The organism is Bradyrhizobium barranii subsp. apii (assembly GCF_011516635.5).
GTDB lineage: Bacteria > Pseudomonadota > Alphaproteobacteria > Rhizobiales > Xanthobacteraceae > Bradyrhizobium > Bradyrhizobium barranii.
The window spans coordinates 8,575,404-8,595,130 of sequence record NZ_CP096255.1; the positions used below are offsets into that span (position 1 = coordinate 8,575,404).

Consider the following 19,727-nt stretch of genomic DNA (forward strand, 5'->3'; position numbering starts at 1 on the left):
GCTTCAGTGAAAATAATCGCGGCCGCGGATGTTGCCGTGGCGCAGGGGTTGGTGTTCGGAGGGCTCGTCGAGAAAGGTACGATCCAGACCGTTCTGGAGGATGGAGCGGATCGAGGCGACGGATCGCGCCTTGATCAGAATGCCGCGCCGGCAGGCCGCTTCGACGCGCTCCGCGCTGTAGCTTTTGACCAGTGACAGAATGCCGAGGCAGGTGCGAAAGCCTTGCTCGGGATGCGGCCGGGCCGCGATCACGGCCTGGAAGAAGGCGGCGGTCGACGGACCGATCCGCTCGCCGGCGACGATCACTCCGGCGGGCGTCCATTGACCGTAGCGCCGATGGGCGCTGGGCATATGGTCGGCGATGGTGGTGTGGCCCCGCCGGTTGGGCGCGCGGGCGTGGCTGGCGATCCTGCGGCCGTTGTGGAAGATCTCGACCGTTCTGTCATCGATGCGTGCGTCGACAAGCTCACGGATGAGCCGATACGGCGCGGAATACCAGTGTCCATCGATCTCGATATGATAGTCGGGGCCGATCCGGCATCGCTTCCAGCGTGCGAAAGCGTAAGCTTGGTCCGGCAGCTTTGTAAGCTTGGGCTTGTCGAGCTCGGCGAACAGTTCGGCGCGACTGGCGCCAAAGTCGCGCATCTGCCTTGCATTGAGTTCGACGACGAGTGTTTTGATGGCTGCGTTCAGCTCCGCCAACGAAAAGAAGCGTTGGTTGCGCAGCCGCGCCAGAATCCATCGCTGGGCGACTTGCACCGCAACTTCGACCTTTGCCTTATCTTTTGGGCGCCGCGGCCGGGCTGCGAGAATGGCCGTGCCGTAATGGCTCGCCATCTCGGCATAGGTTCGGTTGAGGCCGGGATCGTGGCGGTCGGGATTGGTGACGGCGGCCTTGAGATTGTCGCAGACTACGAATGTCGGCACGCCGCCGAGGAAGGCGAAAAGATTGATGTGGACCCGGATCCAGTCGGCGAGCCCCTCGCTTGGACAGGCCTCGGCATAGGTATAGTTGGAGGCGCCCATCGCCGCGACGAACAGCTTCATCGACTGCACTTCCCCGTTTGAGGGATCGATGACGTCGATGGTGTCGCCGGCGAAATCCACGAAAACCTTCTCGCCGCCCAGATGCGTCTGCCGCATCGAAGGCCGGGCTCGCCCCTTCCAGGCCTCGTACGTCGTGCAGAACCAGGTGTAGCCGAAGCCATCGGGATGGGTGGCGCGATACTCGTCCCACAGCAGCCGACGGGTCACGTTGCGTCGGCGCAGCTCCTTGTCGACATAGCCCCAGTCGGGAACGGCCCGCTGGGGGCTCTGCGACGCAGGCCTCGGCGCCGGGAAAAGCAGCAGCTCCAGGTCCTCGTCGCTCATTCCGGCCGGCAACGGCCAGTTCAGCCCGGCAGCCCCGGCTCGGCGTAGATAGCTGTGCACGGCGCCGTTGCTGATGCCCAAGGTGCGCGCGATGGCTCGCTCCGGCAAGCCTTGAACATGTTTTAAGCGGAGAACCTCTTTGATCCGGCGCATCGACAATCTCTGGGTGGGCATCGGCCTTCCTCGTTCACTGACGAGGCAGTTCCTAAGCCGGTTGAGTTGTCGGCCGAAGCGGGCTGAGTTGCTGAAAAGCTGCTCACGATCCCGCGAAATCCGTGCTCACGATCGTCTGAAATCTCTGCTCACGATCCCCTGAAATCCGTGCTCACGATCCCGCGAAACATGCACTCAGGCGAAGCGCGTCTGATCTCAACTCTTCCAGGATGCGCACTCCTGTGTCTCTGCCTCACGCGCCGAGCCAGCAGATCGGGCATGGCGATCTCGAACAATCCCCATAGCTGCAAAACCGCGAATAGCCTCCCGCGCCTTCGTTCAATCCGGCTTCAATGAGGTCGCGTCATAAGCGCCTGCCGCGCCCTCGCGTGAGCGCGACCTCACAGAACCCTCCAGATTCCCTTTCGCAGCGGACCATGATTCTGTGTTGCATCGGAGGGGACGATGCGACCGAAGAAGCACAAGACGACGGGATCGAACGACCTGTTCCGGGCGCGGCTGGACCAGATCATCAATCTGAAGCACGAGCTGGTTCTGTTGGCCGGCAAGATCGATTGGGACTGGATCGACGGCGAGATCGCGCCGCTCTACAGCGAGAACGGCCGGCCGGGGATCGAGACCCGCTTCATGATCGGGCTGCTGTTGCTCAAGCAGATTTACGGGCTGTCCGATGAGGGGATTTGCGAGCGCTGGGTCCACGACCCGTATTTCCAGTACTTCACCGGCGAAGAGTTCTTCCAGCACGCCTTCCCGCACGAGCGATCGGACCTGAGCCATTGGCGCAAGCGGCTCGGCGACAAGCTGGAACTGCTGCTGGCCGAGAGCCTGCGGGTGGCGCACGAGGCCGGCGCGTTACGCGGCCAGGACCTCAAGCGGGTCACGGTCGATACCACGGTGCAGCCAAAGGCCATCACCTTTCCGACCGACGCCAAGCTGCTGCATGCGGCCATCAAGGGGCTCAACCGCCTGGCGAGAAGGCACGGCGTCAGGCTGCGGCAGTCCTATTCTCGGATCGCCAAGGCCGCCGCGATGATGGCGGGCCGCTACGCCCATGCCAAACAATTCAGGCGGCATCAGCGGCAGTTGCGTATCCTGCGCTCAAGGCTCGGCCGGATCATCCGCGATATCCGCCGCAAGATCGACGGCCAGCCAGCCCTGGAGGAGGCGTTCGCCCTTCCGCTTGGCCGGGCCAGCCAGATCCGCTCGCAGCAGCAGCGCCAACGCGGCTGGAAGCTTTATTCTTTCCATGCCCCGGAGGTGGAGTGCATCGGCAAGGGCAAGGCCTCCGCGCCGTACGAGTTCGGCGTCAAGGCTTCCATCGTCACCAACAACCGCCGAGCTCCCGGCGGTCTGTTCGTGCTACACGTCAGGGCGCTGCCCGATAATCCGTATGACGGTCACACCCTGCGCGACGTCATCGACCGCACCGAGGCACTCACCGGCTGTCCGATCGAGCGGGCCTATGTCGACAAGGGGTATCGCGGCCACGACGCTCAAAATCCACGTCGCGTCTTCATCTCCGGCCAGAAGCGCGGCGTCTTCGGGATCATCAAGCGCGAGTTGCGCCGCCGATCCGCCATCGAGCCCATCATCGGACACCTGAAGGCCGAAGGTCACCTCGGGCGCTGCTACCTCAAAGGCCGCGCAGGAGACGCCGCCAACGTCGTCCTCTCCGCCGTAGGCCACAACTTCCGCCGCATCCTCGCCTGGCTGAGAGATTTCTTGGACCTGTTCCTGATCCGGATATGGCGCACGTTCACATGTCCCATCCCGCTCAATTCGGATTCTTAACGGACGACTATTTCGGGCCGTAGCCCGGATGGAGCGAAGCGCAATCCGGGACCGGCGTTGCTTGGGGCAGGCCCCCCGGATTTCGCTGCGCTCCATCCGGGCTACACGCCCCACCGCTAAAACACCGTCAGATATTTCAGCAGCGACACCACGCCGATGATGATGACGACCACGCGCGCGATCTGCTTGGCGCGACCGTCCATGGGCAGCATGTTGATGAGATAGAGCACGAGAATGACGACGAGAAAGGTGACGAGTATGCCGACCAGCATCGCAAGGACCCCCCTTCAGGCAAATTGCTACGGTGTTCTAACGCCTATCTCCCGCGCAGGTTCCATCACGGCAACCCACTGCAACTTCTAGTAAATACGTACTTCTACGATCAGCCGGCCTGCCTAAAACTTTACCCTTTTCGTTTCAGATGCAGAAACCGTTTGGGTGATGCGCCGCAAACGGCATGCGATTGCCGATCTGCCTGCCCCTCCGTTTTCGATGTTGCCGGGGCGTCTCGACGAACTTTGCAATGGGAATTTAGGGGGGCTTCGATGCTGAATCGTCTGACCGTGTCCGCGCTGCTGAAGGCGGTGATCGCCATCACCTCGGTCTGTGTGGTGATTGCGCTCTCGCTCACCGCCTACGCCTCCTGGGACCGTCTCAAGACCGCCAACCGCATCTCGCAGATCGCCGACGCCTCCGCCGATCTGTTCAAGGCGATGCACAATCTGCGCACCGACCGCTCGACCACGTCGCGGCTGCTGAACGCGACCGAGCCGATGGACTCCGAGATCGAGAGATATCTGCGCGCGCTGCGCGATGCGCAGATGCCGGCGATGGCCCGCGCGCTCGAGCTGCTGCCGAACATCGACTTCCCGCAATCGGGCACGCTGGTGCCTGAGCTCGCGCGGCTCTACAAATTGCTGGGCGAAGAGCAGAAGCAATTCTGGGAGGATGTTGCCAAACCGAAGGACCAGCGCCGCGCCGGTCTGACCAAGGAATACATGGAGACGACGCAGGGGCTGCTCGACGTGCTCGACAAGCTCTCGGGCGTCCTCGCCGCCACCGTCAACCACCAGGATGCCGTGATCGACCAGCTGCTGTCGATCAAGCAGAGCGCCTGGCTGCTCCGCAACACCGCGGGCGAGGCCTCGCTGATCGTCTCGACCGGACTTGCGGCCGGCAAGATCACGCCGGAGGGCCGCTACAACTATACCCAATTTGTCGGCGGTACGGCCGCGATGTGGAAAGCGCTGGAATTGTCGACCTCGGGCATGCAATTGCCGCCCGCGCTCGCCTCGGCCATGACCACGGCCAAGACCGCTTATTTCGAGCCGCAATATCTCACCTTGCGCGACCGTCTCGCGGACACCCTGGTCAAGGGTGAGAAGGCCGAGATGACGGCCAACCAGTGGAGCCCGCTCACGGTCGGCCGTATGGCCAGTGCGGTCGCGGTGGCCGAAGCCGCGCTCGACGCCGCCCGGACCTACACGCAGGAGCAGCGCAGTACCGCGCAGCGCGCGCTGATCGTGCAGCTTGCACTCCTGGCGCTCGCCATCGGCCTCGCCGTCGGCGCGGTCATGCTGGTCAGCCGCCGCGTCATCCATCCCCTCAACACCATCCGCGACGCCATGCTCAAGGTCGCCGGCGGCGACCTTGCCGTCGACAGCGGCTATCTCGACCGCCAGGACGAGATCGGCGCGCTTGCCGGCGCGCTGGAAACCTTCAAGCAGCAGGCGACCGAGAAGCTCAAGATCGAAGAGCATGAGCGCGAGCGCAATGTCGGCGCGGCCGCGCGCCAGCGCGCCGTCGAGACTTATGTCGGCGAGTTCGAGGGCGCGGTGCGCAAGACGCTCGGCGAACTGAGCGAAGCGTCCGGCGAGATGCGCAAGACCTCGGGCGACCTGTCCGCGGTGTCGCGCCAGACCAACGACCGCGTCCAGGTCGCCGGCAAGGCCTCCAACGACGCCTCCATGAGCGTCGACAGCGTCGCCGCCGCCGCCGAGGAACTCTCTGCCTCGATCAACGACATCAGCCAGCAGGCGGCGCACGCCGCGGGCATTGCCAGCCGCGCCGTCAACCAGGCCCGCGAGACCGACGGCACGGTGCAAGGGCTGGCGCAGTCCGCAGGACGCATCGGCGAGGTGGTCGGCCTGATCAACACCATCGCGGCGCAGACCAATCTGCTCGCGCTCAACGCGACGATCGAGGCCGCACGTGCGGGCGAAGCCGGGCGCGGTTTCGCGGTCGTCGCCTCCGAGGTGAAATCGCTGGCGAGCCAAACCGCCAAAGCCACCGAGGAAATCTCCGGGCAGATCGCCGACATCCAGAGGGTGGCGAGCGACGCCATCAACGCGATCCAGACCATCGGCGGCATCATCGGCGAAGTGAACGAGGTCGCCACCGCGATCGCCGCCGCCGTGCAGGAGCAGGGCGCGGCGACCCAGGAGATCACCCGCAGCACGCAATTTGCGGCGCAGGGCACCAGGAACGTCTCCGACAACATCACCGGCGTGAGGGCCGACGCCGATGCTGCCGCCGGTGCGGCGGACAACGTCAAGCAAGCCTCGGAAACGCTGGAAACCCAGAGCCGTCAGCTCGGCCAGCAGGTCAGCGACTTCCTGGGGAAGATCCGCGCGGCGTAGGACTTGCGGATTGGATAGAAAGCTGCCGCTACACCTTCAGTGTCGTCCCGGCGAACGCCGGGACCCATAACCACAGGGAGAAGTTGTCGCGCGAGCTGCTAACCACGTGCCTTCGTCAAACCGCTTCCTGTAGTTATGGATCCCGGATCTGCGCTCCGCTTGTCCGGGACGACAGTGGAGATCGAGGCGCTAGCGCCGCAACCCACTTGAGGCCGCACCGCCCCTACTCCTTTGCGACCACCGGGACCTGGCGGAACCTGGCGCGCACCGATTCCGGCAGCGGCGAAAAATTCATCGCGACGCCGCGGCGGTCGTTGGCGTTGCGGTTGGCGACCACCAGGCCATCGCTGCCCGCAACGATGTCACCCTTGCGCAAGGTCGGATCGTCCTCCACCTTGACCTGGGCGAGTCCGACCGGATCCTTGCCGTTGCACGTGCAGCCCGCGACGATCTCGTTGCGGAAGCGGAACGCGTTGGGCAGGTCGGAGTAGGATTTTCCCTTGTCCGTCGTGGCGTCGTCGATATTGCTGCCATAGACCAGCGAGGTTTCGGACGTCGGGCAGAAGCTCTTGCAGGATTGCGCCTTGCTTTCGGCGTCGTTTCCTTGCGCCGGGAAGTAGCGGCCATCGCAACCGCGCACGCAATAGGCGATGCTGCCGCCATAAGAGGCCCGCTGGCGCGGCGTGTCGTAGCGCGGCATGTCATCGGTCGGGAACGGCATGCGGATCTCCGGCGCGGAGCGCGCGCGGAAGCCGCCGAACAGCGCCGAGAAGAAGTCTTCCGCATGCGCCGACGGCGTCAACGCGAGGCCGAGCGAGGCGACGGCGAAGCACGCCGCCGCGCCACCGGCCAGTTTGCCGATCGAACGTCTCTTCATATGACCTCGCTCAACTCTCAGTTCACTGCCGACGTCGTGATGTTCAGCGCCTGCCGTCCCGAAGGCAGCGTCGTCACCGGCGGACGCTTGCGTATGGGGTCGCCGCCCCTGTCGTATCCCTTGGCCATCAGCGGGGCGTTCTTCGGCAGCACCACCACCTTGGCGCCGACATTGACGCGGCTGAACAGGTCCGTGACGTCCTCGTTGGTCATGCGAATGCAACCGGAGGACACGAACTTGCCGATCGTGGTGGGATCGTTGGTGCCGTGGATGCGGTATTCGCTCGAGCCGAGATACATCGCGCGTGCACCGAGCGGATTGCCGGGACCGCCGGCGACGAAGCGCGGCAGATAAGGCTGACGCGCGATCATCTCGGCCGGCGGATGCCAATCCGGCCACTCGGCTTTGCGGCTGACGCTCTGCACGCCGGCCCAGGTGAAACCTTGTCGGCCGACGCCGTAACGGATCGCGCGGCCATTGCCGAGCACGTAATAGAGGTAAGTGTTGCCGGTATCGATGACGATGGTCCCGGCCGGCTCGTTCCTGTCGAAGCTGACGATCTGCTTGCGCAGCCGGTCGGGCAGCGCGGCATCCTCGTCGGCGGCCTGCGGCGCCGCGTTGACATAACCCCGCGAATAGCTCGGGTCCTGCGGATATCCCTGCGGCTGCATCGGTGCATAACCGAGCGTCTGGGCCTGTGCCGCGAAGGGCACGGTCAGCAATGCTGTCGCGAAGGCAATGGCGGTGGTGGCGCGCAGCGAGAAGCGGCGACGGACTGGAGAGAACCTTGTCATGTGCTGCCCCGTTGGATGTGCATCAGGGTGATGCGGCTTCCCAACAACGCAGCTGGACCGACTCAAGTTCCCCCGCTCGCTGCGGCGGCGACGTCACAGTCAAGCGAGCAAAACTTCACGAAACCGCGATGGAACCGGAACGTCCGCCCGGACGTTCTACTGCCAACAATGGGCGCGCGGAGGCTTCCGTGCGGGAGGAGATATTGTGCGCGTCCTTCCCACTGAACGTCTGATTTCCGGCAATAACGAGGGCGCCCCGCTTCCCGACAGTCATGTCGAGCTGCCGCCGGTGATCCGCCGCACCGAGTTTGTCGCCTTTGCGCTCGCCGGTCTGTTCCTAATTGCCGTGGTCGCCGTGCTCTACGTCGCCAGGGCATTCTTCCTCCCGGTCGTGATGGCGGTCGTCGCTGGCACCATGTTGTCGCCGGCCGCCAGCTTTCTCGAGCGGCGGCATGTGCCGCGCGCCCTCGGCGCCGTGCTGATCGTGATCGCGGTGACGACGGTGGTCGCCTTCGTCGTCGCGCTGATTGCTGTGCCTGCGATGGAGTGGAGCTCGCGCCTGCCGGAATTGGGCGCGCAGTTGAAGGAGAAGATGCACGTCTTCGACCGGCCGCTGGCGCTGTGGAAGGAATTGCAGACGATGGTGGGCGGCTCCGAGGGGCTGCCAAGCCTTCCGCTGCCGAAAGCCGAATGGGTGCAACCGACGCTGGAATTCCTGTCGCCGACCTTCGCCGAATTCCTGCTGTTCTTCGCCACGCTGATCCTGTTCATCGCGAGTTGGCGCGACCTGCGGCGGGCGCTGATCATGAATTTCGGCGATCGCGATGCGCGGCTGCGCACGCTGCGGATCCTCAACGAGATCGAGGTCCATCTCGGCAACTATCTTTTGACGGTGACGCTGATCAATGTCGGCGTGGGCATCGCAACCGGCATCATCTGCGCCGTCACCGGCATGCCCAATCCGGCCGGGCTCGGCGCGCTTGCGGCGGCGCTCAACTTCATCCCGATCATCGGACCGATCGCGATGTTCGTCATCCTGGTCGTGGTGGGGCTCGTCGCCTTCCCGACCATCGGCGGCGGACTGATGGCGGGGCTCGCCTTCGGCGGCATCACCTTCCTGGAAGGGCACTTCGTCACGCCGACCATCATCGGGCGCAGGCTTTCCCTGAACGCGCTTGCCGTCTTCATCGCGCTGGCCTTCTGGACCTGGCTGTGGGGACCGATGGGCGCATTCCTGTCGTCGCCGCTCCTGATCGTCGGGCTGATCCTCAAGGAGCACCTGCTGCCGGAGAATTCGCCGCAGCTGCCGCAGGCATGACCGGTTTCCCCGAACGGAACTTACCCGGGCACGAAACGTTTTCCGGCTATCTCAGCCGCCAACAGCTTTGGAGCTCCTGATGTCAACCAATGGCGAAACCGGGATGAGAGACTGGACCGACAAAGCCACCAGAGAACGCCTCGAGAAGGATGTAGCAGCCGTGAAAAGCGATATCGCCGCCCTCACCGATCAGATCACCGAAGCGCTCAACACCTTTGCCAACTCCACCAGCAAGCAGGCCCGCCGCGGCTATCGCCAGGCCCGCGAGAGCGTGGATTCCGCGGTCGACGACATGTCGGATCGCGGCAGCGCCATGATGGAAGCTGCGCAAGACGCCTACGGCTCGATCGAGGAAACGCTGGAAGACGCCATCACGCAGCGGCCGCTCGCGACCGTCGGACTCGCGCTCGGCATCGGCTTCCTGATCGGCGTCGCCTGGCGCCGCTAGCGCGGGCGCAGGACCTTGACGTTACGGCGGCGCTGTCGCGCCGTCGCTGCCGGCTTGCGGGGATCTGAGGAGCAAGGCCATGTTACAGCGCATCATCGACGGCATCAGCGCATCGACGGGCGCGACCGTCCGCCTGACATCGCTCGCCGCGGGCGCGGCACTCGCGCTCTTCATCACCACGGGCTTTCTCTGCGCGGCCGCCTTCATCTCGGTCCTTCAGACCTACGGACCGGTGCAGGCCTGCCTCGCCGGCGCCAGCATCTTCTTCCTGCTGACGCTTGCCGCGGCGGGGAGCTATTGGGGCTACAAGCGGGAGATGCGGAAGCGCGCCCGGATCGCCGCCGAGCGCGCCGCCAAGTCGGCCGCTTCGAGCATGCTCGCCGACCCCATGCTGCTCGCGACGGGCCTCCAGATCGTTCGCGCCATCGGAATCAAGCGGCTGCTGCCGATCCTGGCGATCGGCGGCGTCGCCCTCGGAATCATGGCGAGCCGTGCGGGCGCATCCGACGAAGCCTCGGCTGAACCGGCCGAATAACGGTCGAAGCGCTAAGATAATTTCGTCGTCGGCAGAACGGGCGAGCTTGCGGGAATTCCATCCGGCGATCATGCGCAATTTTGCGCCAGATTGGACAATTCCGGCCCCCCTCACGCAAACGCTACTCGGATAGGCGGGCGGTTGCCGCTAAAAGCAGCGGCCCTGATTCCAAAAGTCATTTTTCGCGATGAAACCGTCCGTCAAGGCGAACCTCGCCGCATTCCATCACGATGCCAGATTGTATTTGACGCTCGGCATTGCCAACTGGTCGGTGTTCGTCGACCACATCCCGAACAACGTCGTTAATCTCCTGACGCTGCGAAATTTCGGCTTCAGCGGCGCCGCTGACCTGTTCGTGTTCGTGGTGGGTTATGGCGTCGCCATCATTCACGGCAGGATGGCGCTGGAGCGCGGCTACGTCGTCGCGGCGACGCGCATCTTCCGCCGCGTCTGGCGGCTCTACGCTGCCTATGTCGTGCTCTTCGTGATCTATATCGACACCATCGCCTATGTCGCCTCGCAATCGATGGCGCCGGAGATCATCCACGAATACAACATCTCGGGCATTCTCGATCATCCGCTGCGCATCCTGGTCCGCGGCCTCGTGCTCCAGGAAGAGCCGCTGAACCTCGACCTCCTGCAACTGATGATCCCGCTGATGGCGTTCTTTCCGTTTGCGCTATGGGGTTTGTTGCGGCGGCCGAACCTGACGCTGGCGGCATCGGTCGCGCTATACGTTGCGGCGCGCTGGTTCGACTGGAATTTCCGGGTCTATCCGGACCAGGACTGGACCTTCAATCCGCTGTGCTGGCAGATGCTGATGGTCCTGGGCGGCTGGTTCGCCGTAACAGGCGCCTCCGGACGCGCGTTGCACGGCATGTCCTGGCTGCGGATCCTCGCGGGTGCCTATCTCATCTTCGCGATGGCCGTCACCTTGATGCGGCATTCGCCCGCGCTGGCCGTCTATTTGCCGGACTTCGTCGTCAACAGCATCGCGCCGACAGACAAGGAAAACCTCGCGCCCTATCGCGTGATCCATTTCCTCGCGCTCGCCTTCCTCGCGACCCATCTCATTCCGGCCGACCACCCCGGCCTGAAGTTGCGGCCGCTTCAGGCGGTGATCACATGCGGCGAGGAATGGCTCGCGGTGTTCTGCGTTGCCGTGTTCCTGTCCTTCGCCGGCCATCTCATCCTGATCACCGGACCGAACCTCGTGGTGATGCAGATCGCGGTAAGCCTCGTTGGCTTCGCGGCGATGACGGCTGTGGCCTATTACATCTCGTGGTCGAGGCGGCAGGACCTTCCGGCCGCCCTGCGGCAGCGGGCCTAGAGCTCCGTTCCGATCTAATCGGAACGGGGCTCCAGATTCCTGTCTTGACGTGTTTTCTTCACGCGGACCGGTATCCACTTCGCTCGAAAACGCTCTAGCCAAATAATCGTGCGATTCTGCTAGGCCGAGACCTGTGGCTGCGCTATGCGGGGAGCCTCTGCGTGAGGGGACCGGGCGTGGCGATGGCAAAGGGCGGGGGTGATGAGGCTGACAGCGCGCCCCGGCGCGGCCGGCCGCGATCGATCGAGACCACCAACGCCATTCTCGAAAGCGCCTACGCGCTGATGGCCGCCACCGGCCTTGCCGCCACCTCCATCGACGCCGTCGCACGCCACTCCAGCGTCTCCAAGATGACGATCTACAAATGGTGGCCGTCGCGGGAAGCGCTGCTGATCGACGCCTTCCTTCATCATGCCGCGCAGATGCTGCCGCTGCCGCCTGCGAGCTCCGGCAGCCCCGCGGCGCGCGCACGCCGCCATGCCGCGGCCTATGCCGAGGCGCTCCAGGGCGAGTTCGGCAAGGTGCAGCTCGCCGTCGTCTCCGAATGCATTTCCAAGACCGGCTCGGCGGAGCTGTTCTATGCCCGCTACCTGCAATTCCGCCGCGACGCACTGGTCGAGATGATCGCCGCTGGCCAGACGGATGGCAGCATCCTGGCGGAGGGAGCGCCCCAGGATCTCTACGACGCCATCTATGGCAGCCTGTTCTACCGCTACGTCTTCGGCATTGCACCGATCACGCCGGCCTACGCGCGCAATCTGGTCGACCTGGTGCTGCGGCCGAAGGGTTAGAGCATGATCCGGAAAAGTGCGAAGCGGTCTTCCGAAAAGACCATGCTCAAGGCAACAATCTGAAGCGCGATCTCTATCGCACCGGCCTGACCGGCGCCGAGATCTTGTCCGTGCGGTCGCGCTCGGACATGTCGACCACCGTCTCCATCGGCGCCGTCAATTCATAGACGTAGGAGGCGTCGGTGAAGTAGCGCTTGGCGGTGCCGCCGAGCGCTTCGGGCGCGACACGGTCGAGCAGGATCAGACCGAAATCGGAATCCGGGCGGCGCGTCGCCTCGCTGGTGTTGAACTCCTCCCAGCGGAAGTGGAAGACCTCATCGGTCCCCTCGCCCGTCACCGTCCAATTCGTGGTGATGTGCGGATGCTTTCCGACCAGCGACAGACCTTCGTCGGAGTGCGAGGCGAGCTCGAAGAACAGGAGCGACAGGCTCTGCGCGGCGCGCGCGCTGACCGCGATGTCGGGGCCGGTGACGGCGATGCGGTCGGCATGCGGGATGGCGCGCGCCTCGAACAGGCCCTTCAGCTTGACGCCCTGCCACTGGCTCTCGCTGAGCAGCGAGACCACGTTGGACATGGCGTGGATGCGGCCGATCAGCAGTTCACGCGCAACGTCGATGTCCGAACCGTGACGCAGCGTGCGCGTCACGATCGACTGGATCACCGCCAGGATGTTCTTGACCCGGTGGTTGAGCTCGTCGATGACGGCGGTCAGCCGGCGCTCGAAGCCGATCCGCACCTGGATTTCCCGGCTGAGCCGCAGATTGTTGTAGGCGACATAGCCGAACAGGCCGCACACCATCGCGGTGATCGCAAAACCGATCGCCGCCACGATGATCGCCGTCTGCTCAGCGCGCCGCGCCGAATTGGTCTTGGCGTAGTAGCCGAGATGCCAGTCGCGCCCGCCAAAGCTCACCGTGCGCGTCGCCGACGGCGCCGGCCCGTCCGCGGCCGTCATGCGTGACGAGACCACGCCCTGGTCGTTGGCAACGAGCTCGCCACCTTCCCTGCGCGGATCCTTAAGCGCGACCGAGAACAACGACATGTCGTCATTGGTCAGCATCAGGGAGGCGAGCTCGTAGGAAAACGTGACGAAGCCGGCCGGCTCGGTCGCGCCCTCGGGAATGACGGGCGCGGCCACGATGATGCCGATGGGCCCGCCGCCACGCAGCAACTGAACCGGGTCCGAGGCGACCGACCTCTTCTCGACACGCGCACGCGTCAGCATGGCGCTGCGCACCTGATCCTGCTCGTAGCTGCGGCCGGGCAGCGCCTTGGTCTCGTTGCTGCGCGGTTCGAGGTCCATCAGCACGTCGATCGGCTGGGTGACCTTCGCAAGATCGATCGGCTTGTCGTCATACGTGCGAATCTGCGGATTGGGGAAGCCGGCGTTCGCGATCGCGTCCTCCGCCGGCAGAAGCTCGTTCGGCTTCAGCCGGGCGACCCACCCGGCGACCACGAAATCGGTCTTGAAGGCGTAGATGGCCGAGCGCAGCGGCTCCAGCATGTTCGGCTTGATGACCGACGGCGCACGGAACAAGCCTGAGGCGACACGCGCGAGCAGCTCGCGCTCGGTCAGCCGGTCCTGGACCAGGCTCGCGTGGACGTCGATCGCGCGCGCCAGCGCGATCCGGTCCAGTGCCAGCTCCTGGTCGTGGACGCGATAGGCCGCGAGCCCGGAGAGCAGGGCTCCGAGCAGGGCGATGAAACCGATGATAAAACCCAGCCGGACCACTTCGACTACTCAGGCGAAAACAGCAGGTCGGCAAAATGAAGGAGGAGGCATCAGTACGCAACTTCGGTCGCCTGAAAAGCTTAATTCGCCCGGCCGATGGTCTGGCCATGAAGGCTTTGCTCCGGGCACCGGAGGTAGTTAATCGCCGTGTCCGAAATTTGTTCCGCGGATGCGGCTTTTGCCCCAGACGTTAACGGCGGAAAACGCCTGCGCCACGTCGTCGCGCCGTCAGCCCGCCCGTTTCAGGCCGCCTTTGGCCTCGATGAAGCCGACGATTTGGTCGAGCCCCTCGCTCTTTTTCAGGTTGGTCATGACGAAGGGGCGCGCGCCGCGCATGCGCCTGGCGTCCGTCTCCATCTTCTCCAGGGAGGCGCCGACATGGGGCGCGAGGTCGATCTTGTTGATGACCAGGAGGTCGGAGCGGGTGATGCCGGGGCCGCCCTTGGACGGGATCTTGTCGCCGGCCGCCACGTCGATGACGTAGATGGTGAGGTCGGCGAGCTCCGGGGAAAAAGTGGCAGCCAGATTGTCACCGCCGGACTCGATCAGCACGAGGTCGAGCCCGGGGAATTTTGCGCGCATGTCGGCGACCGCGGCCAGGTTCATCGAAGCGTCCTCGCGGATCGCGGTGTGCGGGCAGCCGCCGGTCTCGACGCCGGCGATGCGGTCCGGCGTCAGCGAGCCCGAGCGCACGAGGAATTCCGCATCCCATTTGGTGTAGATGTCGTTGGTGATCGCCGCGATGTCATAGCGCTCGCGCATGGTCTTGCAGAGCAGGTCCATCAGCGCGGTCTTGCCCGATCCGACCGGGCCGCCTATTCCGACGCGCAAGGGGCCGTGAGATTTCGACATGTCACTCGCTCTCTCTTGATGGATTAAAGGCCGCATCGCTCACGAGCGAAACAGCCGCGTATATTGCGTCTCGTGCCGCAGGCTGGCGAGATCGGCGCGGAAGGTCGCGCTGCCGAGGTCGTCCAATGTCGCATTCAACGCACGATTGGCGGTCGCGGCAACGGCGGCTTCCAGCTTCACCAGCACCCGCTGGCTGTCGGTCTGGCCGAGCGGAATGAGGCGGCTCGCCGCCGAAATCCAGTTCGAGACCAGCGCATGCAGGAAGGCGTGCAGCGTCGGCGCCAGCGGCACGCCGTGCACCGCGGCGACCACGCCGACGGCGACAGGATAGATCAGTGCCGTGCGACATGCCGCAACCATGGCATCCAGCCCGTCGGCATCCCACGCGGCGCGGGAGATGTCGATGAAGGCGCGGCCCTGCGAGGTCGTCTCGAGCTGCCGCTCGCGCGACGGAACGAAGGCGGCGGCGAGCTCCGCGATATCGTTCAAGGTGGTGTCCTCGCCCAATTCAGTGGCGCGATAGGCGTGGACCAGGAACGTCGCATCGCAAAAGCCGGAGCCGTCGCCCAGCATGGCGTCGAGCCAGTCGGCCAAGGTCGCGGTGTCGGTGATGTCGCCCGCCTCGACCGCCCATTCGATGCCGCTGGAATAGGAGAAGCCGCCGACCGGAAAGGCCGGCGACAGCCACGTCATCAGCCGGTACAGCGCCGCCGCCTCGCGCTCGGCGAGGTCACCGGCACTCACCGGCTCATTTGTGGTCATGAGCATGCTTGTGGCCGTGGTGATGGTCGGGGTGGTCGCAATGCTCGTCGTGGTGATGGTCGTGGCCATGGTCATGCGCGGCATGATCATGGTGGTCATGGTGATCGTGACCATGATCATGGTGATGATGGTCGTGATCGTGATGCCCGTGATCGTCGTGACCATGCGCGTGGCCGCCGTCGGCGTAAGCGCCGCCTTCGGGATCGAACGGCGCCTCGATCTCGATCACGCGCGCACCGAGGCCCTTCACCATGGCCTCGATGACATGGTCGCGGCGGATGCGCAGGCTCTTGGCCATGATCTGCGTCGGCAAATGGCGATTGCCGAGATGCCAGCCGACGCGAATGAGGTGGTGCGGATCGCGACCGCGGATCTCCAGCAGCGGCTCGGGCGCCGCGACCACTTCGACCAGCCGGCCGTCCTCCAGCACCAACGCATCACCGCCGCGCAGCGCGACGGCATTCTCCAGGTCGAGCAGGAATTCGAGGCCCCGCGTCCCCGTCATCGCCATGCGGCGGCGGTGTCGGTCGTCGAAATCGAGCACCACCGTATCCGCCGGCGCCTCCGTGAAGCCGTGCTGTCCCTTAACCTGCGTCGCCCGGATCATGCTTTTACCCCGTTACCGTGTCTCGACCTTCTCGGGCGTGATCACTTCAATCTTCGGCGGCGCCATAAAACACTTCACCGCGACGCGGCCAAACGTCTTCATGTGCTCCATGGCGCGATGCGGCACCAGCGCCTCGGCATTCTCCCACTGCTCGACGAACACCATCTTGGCGGGATCGGTGACGCTCTCGTGCAAATCATAGGCGATGTTGCCGGGCTCCTTCCGCGTCTCCTTGATGCAGGCGGTGGCGGCCGCAATGAATTCGGCGCGCGTCTCGGGCTTGATGGTCAAGGTGGCAACAACGTAAATCACGAGAAATCCTCCCGGCTTTTCTTCTAAGTGTCTGTTCCAAAACATGTTGAGTCGAATGAATCGGTTGTGATTCAAGGTGAGCGGCCTGATTCGATGGGGACGCGCCGCCAATGTGGACTACCGAGAACCGTGCACGCTACGACCGCAGCCGCCTGCGCTATCCGAGCGACTTGACCGACGAGGAGTGGGCGCTGATCGCGCCTCGCATCCCGCCGGCCAAGCGCGGCGGCAACAAGCGTACGGTGGACCTGCGCGAGATTGCCAACGGGCTGATGTACATCCTGAGCACAGGTTGCCAGTGGCGCGCGATCCCCAAGGACCTGCCGCCGCGCTCGACGCTGTATGGCTACTTCGATCTGTGGAGCTGGAACGGCACGCTCGATAAAATTCATCACGCCCTCTATGTCGAATGTCGCGAAAGGGCCGAGCGCGAGGCTTCTCCCACCGCCGCCATCATCGATAGCCAGAGCGTGAAAAGCGCTGAAAAAGGGGGCCTCATGATCTCCATGGCTACGACGCGGGCAAGAAGATCAAGGGCAAGAAGCGGCACATTCTCGTCGACACGCAAGGCCTCTTGATGCACGCCATCGTGCATGCGGCGGACATCCAGGATCGCGACGGCGGCGTGCTCCTGATGGCAACGTTGTTCGGCCTCTATCCCTTTCTTCTGAAGCTCTACGCCGACGGCGGATATCAAGGGCCACATTTCCAGAAGGGGCTGCGTAGCGCTCTGAAGCGCGTGAACCTCGAAATCGTCAAACGCTCCGATCAGGCTCACCGTTTCGTCGTCTTGCCCAAACGCTGGATCGTCGAGCGTACCTTTGCCTGGCTCGGGCGATGCCGAAGACTGTCCAAAGATTGGGAATGCTTCAATCACAGGGCGCTCGCCTTTCTCAAGCTGGCCTCCATCCGACTCATGCTGCGAAAGCTATGCAATCCAAGGTAATCTTTCCGGACAGACTCTAAGGTAAGATACCGGGCGGGACCTTAGACCAGGCGGGGTCGAACGCAAAACCGGAAAAGCCGCCCCAGGACATGCAACAAGACATGCAATCGGGAAATGCGCCGGGGACATGCGTCCAGACGCTATTTCAGTACATGAAATATCGCTGCGCCATCGGCAGCACCTCGGCGGGCGCGCAGGTCAGCAGTTCGCCGTCGGCGCGCACCTCGTAGGTCTCGGGATCGACCTCGATATTGGGCGTGGCGTCGTTGTGGATCATGCTCTTCTTCGAGATCTTTCCGCGGGTGTTCTGCACCGCATAGAGCTTCTTGTCGATGCCGAGCTTTCGCGCGAGGCCGCCGGTGACCGCCGCCTTCGAGGTGAACACCACGGACGACGCGGTGCGCGCCTTGCCGAAGGCACCGAACATCGGCTGATAGTGCACCGGCTGGGGCGTCGGGATCGAGGCGTTGGGATCGCCCATGGGGGCCGCGACGATCGAGCCGCCCTTGATGATACAGTCCGGCTTGACCCCGAAGAAGGCCGGCGACCACAGCACGAGATCGGCGAGCTTGCCCTTCTCGACCGATCCGATCAGTTTCGACACGCCGTGCGCGATCGCAGGATTGATCGTGTACTTGGCGATGTAGCGCTTGACGCGGAAATTGTCGTTGTCCTTGCCTTTGTCCTGGTCGAGCGACCCGCGCTGCTTCTTCATCTTGTCCGCGGTCTGCCACGTCCGGATGATGACTTCACCCAGGCGGCCCATGGCCTGGGAGTCCGAGGAGATCATCGAGAGCGCGCCGAGATCGTGCAGGATATCCTCGGCCGCGATGGTCTCCTTGCGGATGCGGCTCTCGGCGAAGGCGAGGTCCTCGGCGATCGAGGGATCGAGGTGATGGCACACCATCAGCATGTCCAGATGCTCGTCGAGGGTGTTGCGGGTGAAGGGCCGCGTCGGATTGGTCGAGGACGGCAGCACGTTCTTCAGCCCCGCGACCTTGATGATATCAGGCGCATGCCCGCCGCCGGCGCCCTCGGTGTGGAAGGCGTGGATGGTGCGGCCCTTGAAGGCCTTGACGGTATCCTCGACGAAGCCGGATTCGTTCAGCGTGTCGGTGTGGATCATCACCTGAATGTCGTAGTCATCAGCCACCGACAGGCAGGTATCGATCGCAGCCGGCGTCGTGCCCCAGTCCTCGTGCAGCTTCAGCGCGCAGGCGCCGGCCTTGATCATCTCGACCAGCGCGGCGGGGCGCGACGCGTTGCCCTTGCCGGAGATGCCGAGATTGACCGGGAAGGCGTCGAACGACTGGATCATCCGCCCCATGTGCCACGGCCCCGGCGTGCAGGTGGTGGCGAACGTGCCGTGCGAGGGACCGGTGCCGCCGCCGAGCATCGAGGTGACGCCGGACATCAGCGCGTGCTCGATCTGCTGCGGACAGATGAAATGGATGTGGCTGTCGAAGCCGCCGGCGGTCAGGATTTTTCCTTCACCCGCGATCACGTCGGTGCCGGGGCCGATGATGATGGTGACGCCGGGCTGGATGTCGGGATTGCCGGCCTTGCCGATCGCCGAAATCATGCCGTCCTTGATCGCGACGTCGGCCTTCACGATGCCCCAGTGATCGACGATCAGCGCATTGGTGATGACAGTGTCGGCCGCACCCTGCTTGTTGGTGACCTGCGACTGGCCCATGCCGTCGCGGATCACCTTGCCACCACCGAACTTCACCTCCTCGCCGTAAGTGGTGAAATCCTTCTCGACCTCGATGATGAGATCGGTATCGGCGAGCCTGACCTTGTCGCCGGTGGTCGGGCCAAACATGTCGGCATAGACGGAACGCTTTATTTTGACGGACATCACAAGCCCCGTTTGCGTTTGAATTTTTGGTTGTTCACAGCGAAGCCCTCGCTGCTCTTACGGCATCGTCGAATTTTGTATCGAGCCACGAATTGCCGCCACGACATCCGGCGACGACCTGCTCAGCCCAGCCCGTGTAGTCGGCGAGATCGTCGCGCTCTTCCACGGACGGGTCGGAATGAATGCGCGCGCCGATATTGCTGATCTTGTCGGCGATCTTGATCAGTTTGGCGCCGGCCGATTTCCTCGGTGCATCGACGATCTGCCGGCGTCGCCGCTCTGGTTTGGGCAGGCTCATGTCGTCAGTGCATTCAACGACGAGGGAGGCGACGCGATCAGAGAATTTCTGTGCGAGCTCCTCGCGAGTGGTGTCGGTGTCCTCGATCACGTCGTGCAGCCACCCGGCCGCGACCAGCTCGGCATCCGCGCCATCGGTCGCCGTCGCCAGCAGGTTCGCGACCTCCGCGAGATGATTGATGTAAGGCTCGTTCCCCCGCCCCTTGCGCGCCATGCCGTTGTGCCGGCGCGCGGCCAGCTCAGCGGCTTCGGAGATGAGGCGAACGGCGGGGAGCATGACGATCACGATG

General features: G+C 64.2%; 18 protein-coding genes and 1 pseudogene. 8 read left to right on the forward strand and 11 right to left on the reverse strand.

All coding sequences use genetic code 11. The features are described 5' to 3' along the window. Positions 1-3: 3 nt before the first annotated feature. Positions 4-1,545 carry an IS21 family transposase gene (gene istA, locus HAP41_RS41105; protein WP_166065845.1) on the reverse strand — a complete coding sequence of 514 codons (1,542 nt, stop codon included), beginning with the start codon at positions 1,543-1,545 and terminating at the stop codon, positions 4-6. A 444-nt stretch (positions 1,546-1,989) separates the two neighbouring features. Between istA and HAP41_RS41110 the strand changes: the two genes are divergently transcribed. Continuing rightward, the gene (locus HAP41_RS41110; RefSeq protein WP_166053956.1) at positions 1,990-3,336 is read left to right on the forward strand and encodes an IS5 family transposase; all 1,347 of its coding nucleotides are present in this window, start codon (positions 1,990-1,992) and stop codon (positions 3,334-3,336) included. A 116-nt stretch (positions 3,337-3,452) separates the two neighbouring features. Here the strand turns inward: HAP41_RS41110 and HAP41_RS41115 are convergent, their stop codons facing one another. Further along, positions 3,453-3,608 carry a Thivi_2564 family membrane protein gene (locus HAP41_RS41115; RefSeq protein ID WP_166078964.1) on the reverse strand — a complete coding sequence of 52 codons (156 nt, stop codon included), beginning with the start codon at positions 3,606-3,608 and terminating at the stop codon, positions 3,453-3,455. Between the two features lie 273 nt (positions 3,609-3,881). On the opposite strand from HAP41_RS41115, the gene HAP41_RS41120 reads away from it, so the two are divergent. After that, positions 3,882-5,975, forward strand: a complete 2,094-nt coding sequence (locus tag HAP41_RS41120) for a methyl-accepting chemotaxis protein (RefSeq protein ID WP_166078931.1) — start codon at positions 3,882-3,884, stop codon at positions 5,973-5,975. Between the two features lie 223 nt (positions 5,976-6,198). Here HAP41_RS41120 and HAP41_RS41125 read toward each other — a convergent pair whose 3' ends face one another. Continuing rightward, a complete protein-coding gene (locus tag HAP41_RS41125) occupies positions 6,199-6,852 on the reverse strand; it encodes a DUF2865 domain-containing protein (RefSeq protein ID WP_166078905.1) in 654 nt (217 codons plus the stop codon). A gap of 17 nt (positions 6,853-6,869) precedes the next feature. Next, entirely contained in the window at positions 6,870-7,646 is a 777-nt protein-coding gene (locus HAP41_RS41130) for a L,D-transpeptidase (protein WP_166078893.1), read from the reverse strand. Between the two features lie 205 nt (positions 7,647-7,851). Here HAP41_RS41130 and HAP41_RS41135 point away from each other — a divergent pair, with 205 nt between their 5' ends. The 5 genes from HAP41_RS41135 (at position 7,852) to HAP41_RS41155 (ending at position 12,068) form a co-directional block, all read left to right on the forward strand. After that, positions 7,852-8,964 (forward strand): AI-2E family transporter, encoded by a 1,113-nt coding sequence (locus tag HAP41_RS41135; RefSeq protein WP_166078874.1) that lies wholly within the window; start codon positions 7,852-7,854, stop codon positions 8,962-8,964. 76 nt (positions 8,965-9,040) lie between these two features. Beyond that, the gene (locus tag HAP41_RS41140; RefSeq protein ID WP_071917752.1) at positions 9,041-9,412 is read left to right on the forward strand and encodes an ElaB/YgaM/YqjD family protein; all 372 of its coding nucleotides are present in this window, start codon (positions 9,041-9,043) and stop codon (positions 9,410-9,412) included. A 79-nt stretch (positions 9,413-9,491) separates the two neighbouring features. Further along, positions 9,492-9,947, forward strand: coding sequence for a hypothetical protein (locus HAP41_RS41145; protein WP_166078872.1), 456 nt, complete (start codon positions 9,492-9,494; stop codon positions 9,945-9,947). Between the two features lie 187 nt (positions 9,948-10,134). Then, positions 10,135-11,277 (forward strand): OpgC domain-containing protein, encoded by a 1,143-nt coding sequence (locus HAP41_RS41150; protein WP_166078868.1) that lies wholly within the window; start codon positions 10,135-10,137, stop codon positions 11,275-11,277. A gap of 182 nt (positions 11,278-11,459) precedes the next feature. Next, positions 11,460-12,068, forward strand: coding sequence for a TetR/AcrR family transcriptional regulator (locus HAP41_RS41155; protein WP_166105490.1), 609 nt, complete (start codon positions 11,460-11,462; stop codon positions 12,066-12,068). A gap of 73 nt (positions 12,069-12,141) precedes the next feature. Here the strand turns inward: HAP41_RS41155 and HAP41_RS41160 are convergent, their stop codons facing one another. The 5 genes from HAP41_RS41160 to HAP41_RS41180 all read right to left on the reverse strand — a co-directional run bounded on the left by HAP41_RS41160 (position 12,142) and on the right by HAP41_RS41180 (position 16,333). Continuing rightward, entirely contained in the window at positions 12,142-13,800 is a 1,659-nt protein-coding gene (locus tag HAP41_RS41160; protein ID WP_166078839.1) for a CHASE domain-containing protein, read from the reverse strand. Between the two features lie 228 nt (positions 13,801-14,028). Then, positions 14,029-14,652 carry an urease accessory protein UreG gene (gene ureG / locus HAP41_RS41165; RefSeq protein WP_063980981.1) on the reverse strand — a complete coding sequence of 208 codons (624 nt, stop codon included), beginning with the start codon at positions 14,650-14,652 and terminating at the stop codon, positions 14,029-14,031. 39 nt (positions 14,653-14,691) lie between these two features. Then, on the reverse strand, positions 14,692-15,420 hold the full coding sequence (locus HAP41_RS41170; protein ID WP_071916689.1) for an urease accessory protein UreF: 729 nt from the start codon (positions 15,418-15,420) through the stop codon (positions 14,692-14,694). Beyond that, complete coding sequence (locus tag HAP41_RS41175; protein ID WP_166078816.1) at positions 15,401-16,021, reverse strand: urease accessory protein UreE; 621 nt, start codon at positions 16,019-16,021, stop codon at positions 15,401-15,403. Before HAP41_RS41175 ends, HAP41_RS41170 begins: the two co-directional genes overlap by 20 nt. 12 nt (positions 16,022-16,033) lie before the next feature. Beyond that, positions 16,034-16,333, reverse strand: a complete 300-nt coding sequence (locus HAP41_RS41180; protein ID WP_166078800.1) for a putative quinol monooxygenase — start codon at positions 16,331-16,333, stop codon at positions 16,034-16,036. 110 nt (positions 16,334-16,443) lie between these two features. Between HAP41_RS41180 and HAP41_RS41185 the strand changes: the two are divergent. Further along, positions 16,444-17,279: pseudogene (locus HAP41_RS41185) on the forward strand (IS5 family transposase). Positions 17,280-17,424: 145 nt separating this feature from the next. Here the strand turns inward: HAP41_RS41185 and ureC are convergent. Together ureC and HAP41_RS41195 are read right to left on the reverse strand one after the other, a co-directional pair. Beyond that, positions 17,425-19,140: an urease subunit alpha gene (ureC, locus tag HAP41_RS41190; protein ID WP_166078778.1), complete on the reverse strand. Its 1,716-nt coding sequence runs from the start codon at positions 19,138-19,140 to the stop codon at positions 17,425-17,427. Positions 19,141-19,174: 34 nt separating this feature from the next. Continuing rightward, entirely contained in the window at positions 19,175-19,714 is a 540-nt protein-coding gene (locus HAP41_RS41195) for an HD domain-containing protein (protein ID WP_166105488.1), read from the reverse strand. Between the last annotated feature and the right edge of the window lie 13 nt (positions 19,715-19,727).

Coding starts and splice junctions, on each gene's coding strand:
- istA (WP_166065845.1), bottom strand. CDS start 1,545: ATGCCCACCCAGAGATTGTCGATGCGCCGGATCAAAGAGGTTCTCCGC.
- HAP41_RS41110 (WP_166053956.1), top strand. CDS start 1,990: ATGCGACCGAAGAAGCACAAGACGACGGGATCGAACGACCTGTTCCGG.
- HAP41_RS41115 (WP_166078964.1), bottom strand. CDS start 3,608: ATGCTGGTCGGCATACTCGTCACCTTTCTCGTCGTCATTCTCGTGCTC.
- HAP41_RS41120 (WP_166078931.1), top strand. CDS start 3,882: ATGCTGAATCGTCTGACCGTGTCCGCGCTGCTGAAGGCGGTGATCGCC.
- HAP41_RS41125 (WP_166078905.1), bottom strand. CDS start 6,852: ATGAAGAGACGTTCGATCGGCAAACTGGCCGGTGGCGCGGCGGCGTGC.
- HAP41_RS41130 (WP_166078893.1), bottom strand. CDS start 7,646: ATGACAAGGTTCTCTCCAGTCCGTCGCCGCTTCTCGCTGCGCGCCACC.
- HAP41_RS41145 (WP_166078872.1), top strand. CDS start 9,492: ATGTTACAGCGCATCATCGACGGCATCAGCGCATCGACGGGCGCGACC.
- HAP41_RS41150 (WP_166078868.1), top strand. CDS start 10,135: ATGAAACCGTCCGTCAAGGCGAACCTCGCCGCATTCCATCACGATGCC.
- HAP41_RS41155 (WP_166105490.1), top strand. CDS start 11,460: ATGGCAAAGGGCGGGGGTGATGAGGCTGACAGCGCGCCCCGGCGCGGC.
- ureG (WP_063980981.1), bottom strand. CDS start 14,652: ATGTCGAAATCTCACGGCCCCTTGCGCGTCGGAATAGGCGGCCCGGTC.
- HAP41_RS41170 (WP_071916689.1), bottom strand. CDS start 15,420: ATGCTCATGACCACAAATGAGCCGGTGAGTGCCGGTGACCTCGCCGAG.
- HAP41_RS41175 (WP_166078816.1), bottom strand. CDS start 16,021: ATGATCCGGGCGACGCAGGTTAAGGGACAGCACGGCTTCACGGAGGCG.
- ureC (WP_166078778.1), bottom strand. CDS start 19,140: ATGTCCGTCAAAATAAAGCGTTCCGTCTATGCCGACATGTTTGGCCCG.
- HAP41_RS41195 (WP_166105488.1), bottom strand. CDS start 19,714: ATGCTCCCCGCCGTTCGCCTCATCTCCGAAGCCGCTGAGCTGGCCGCG.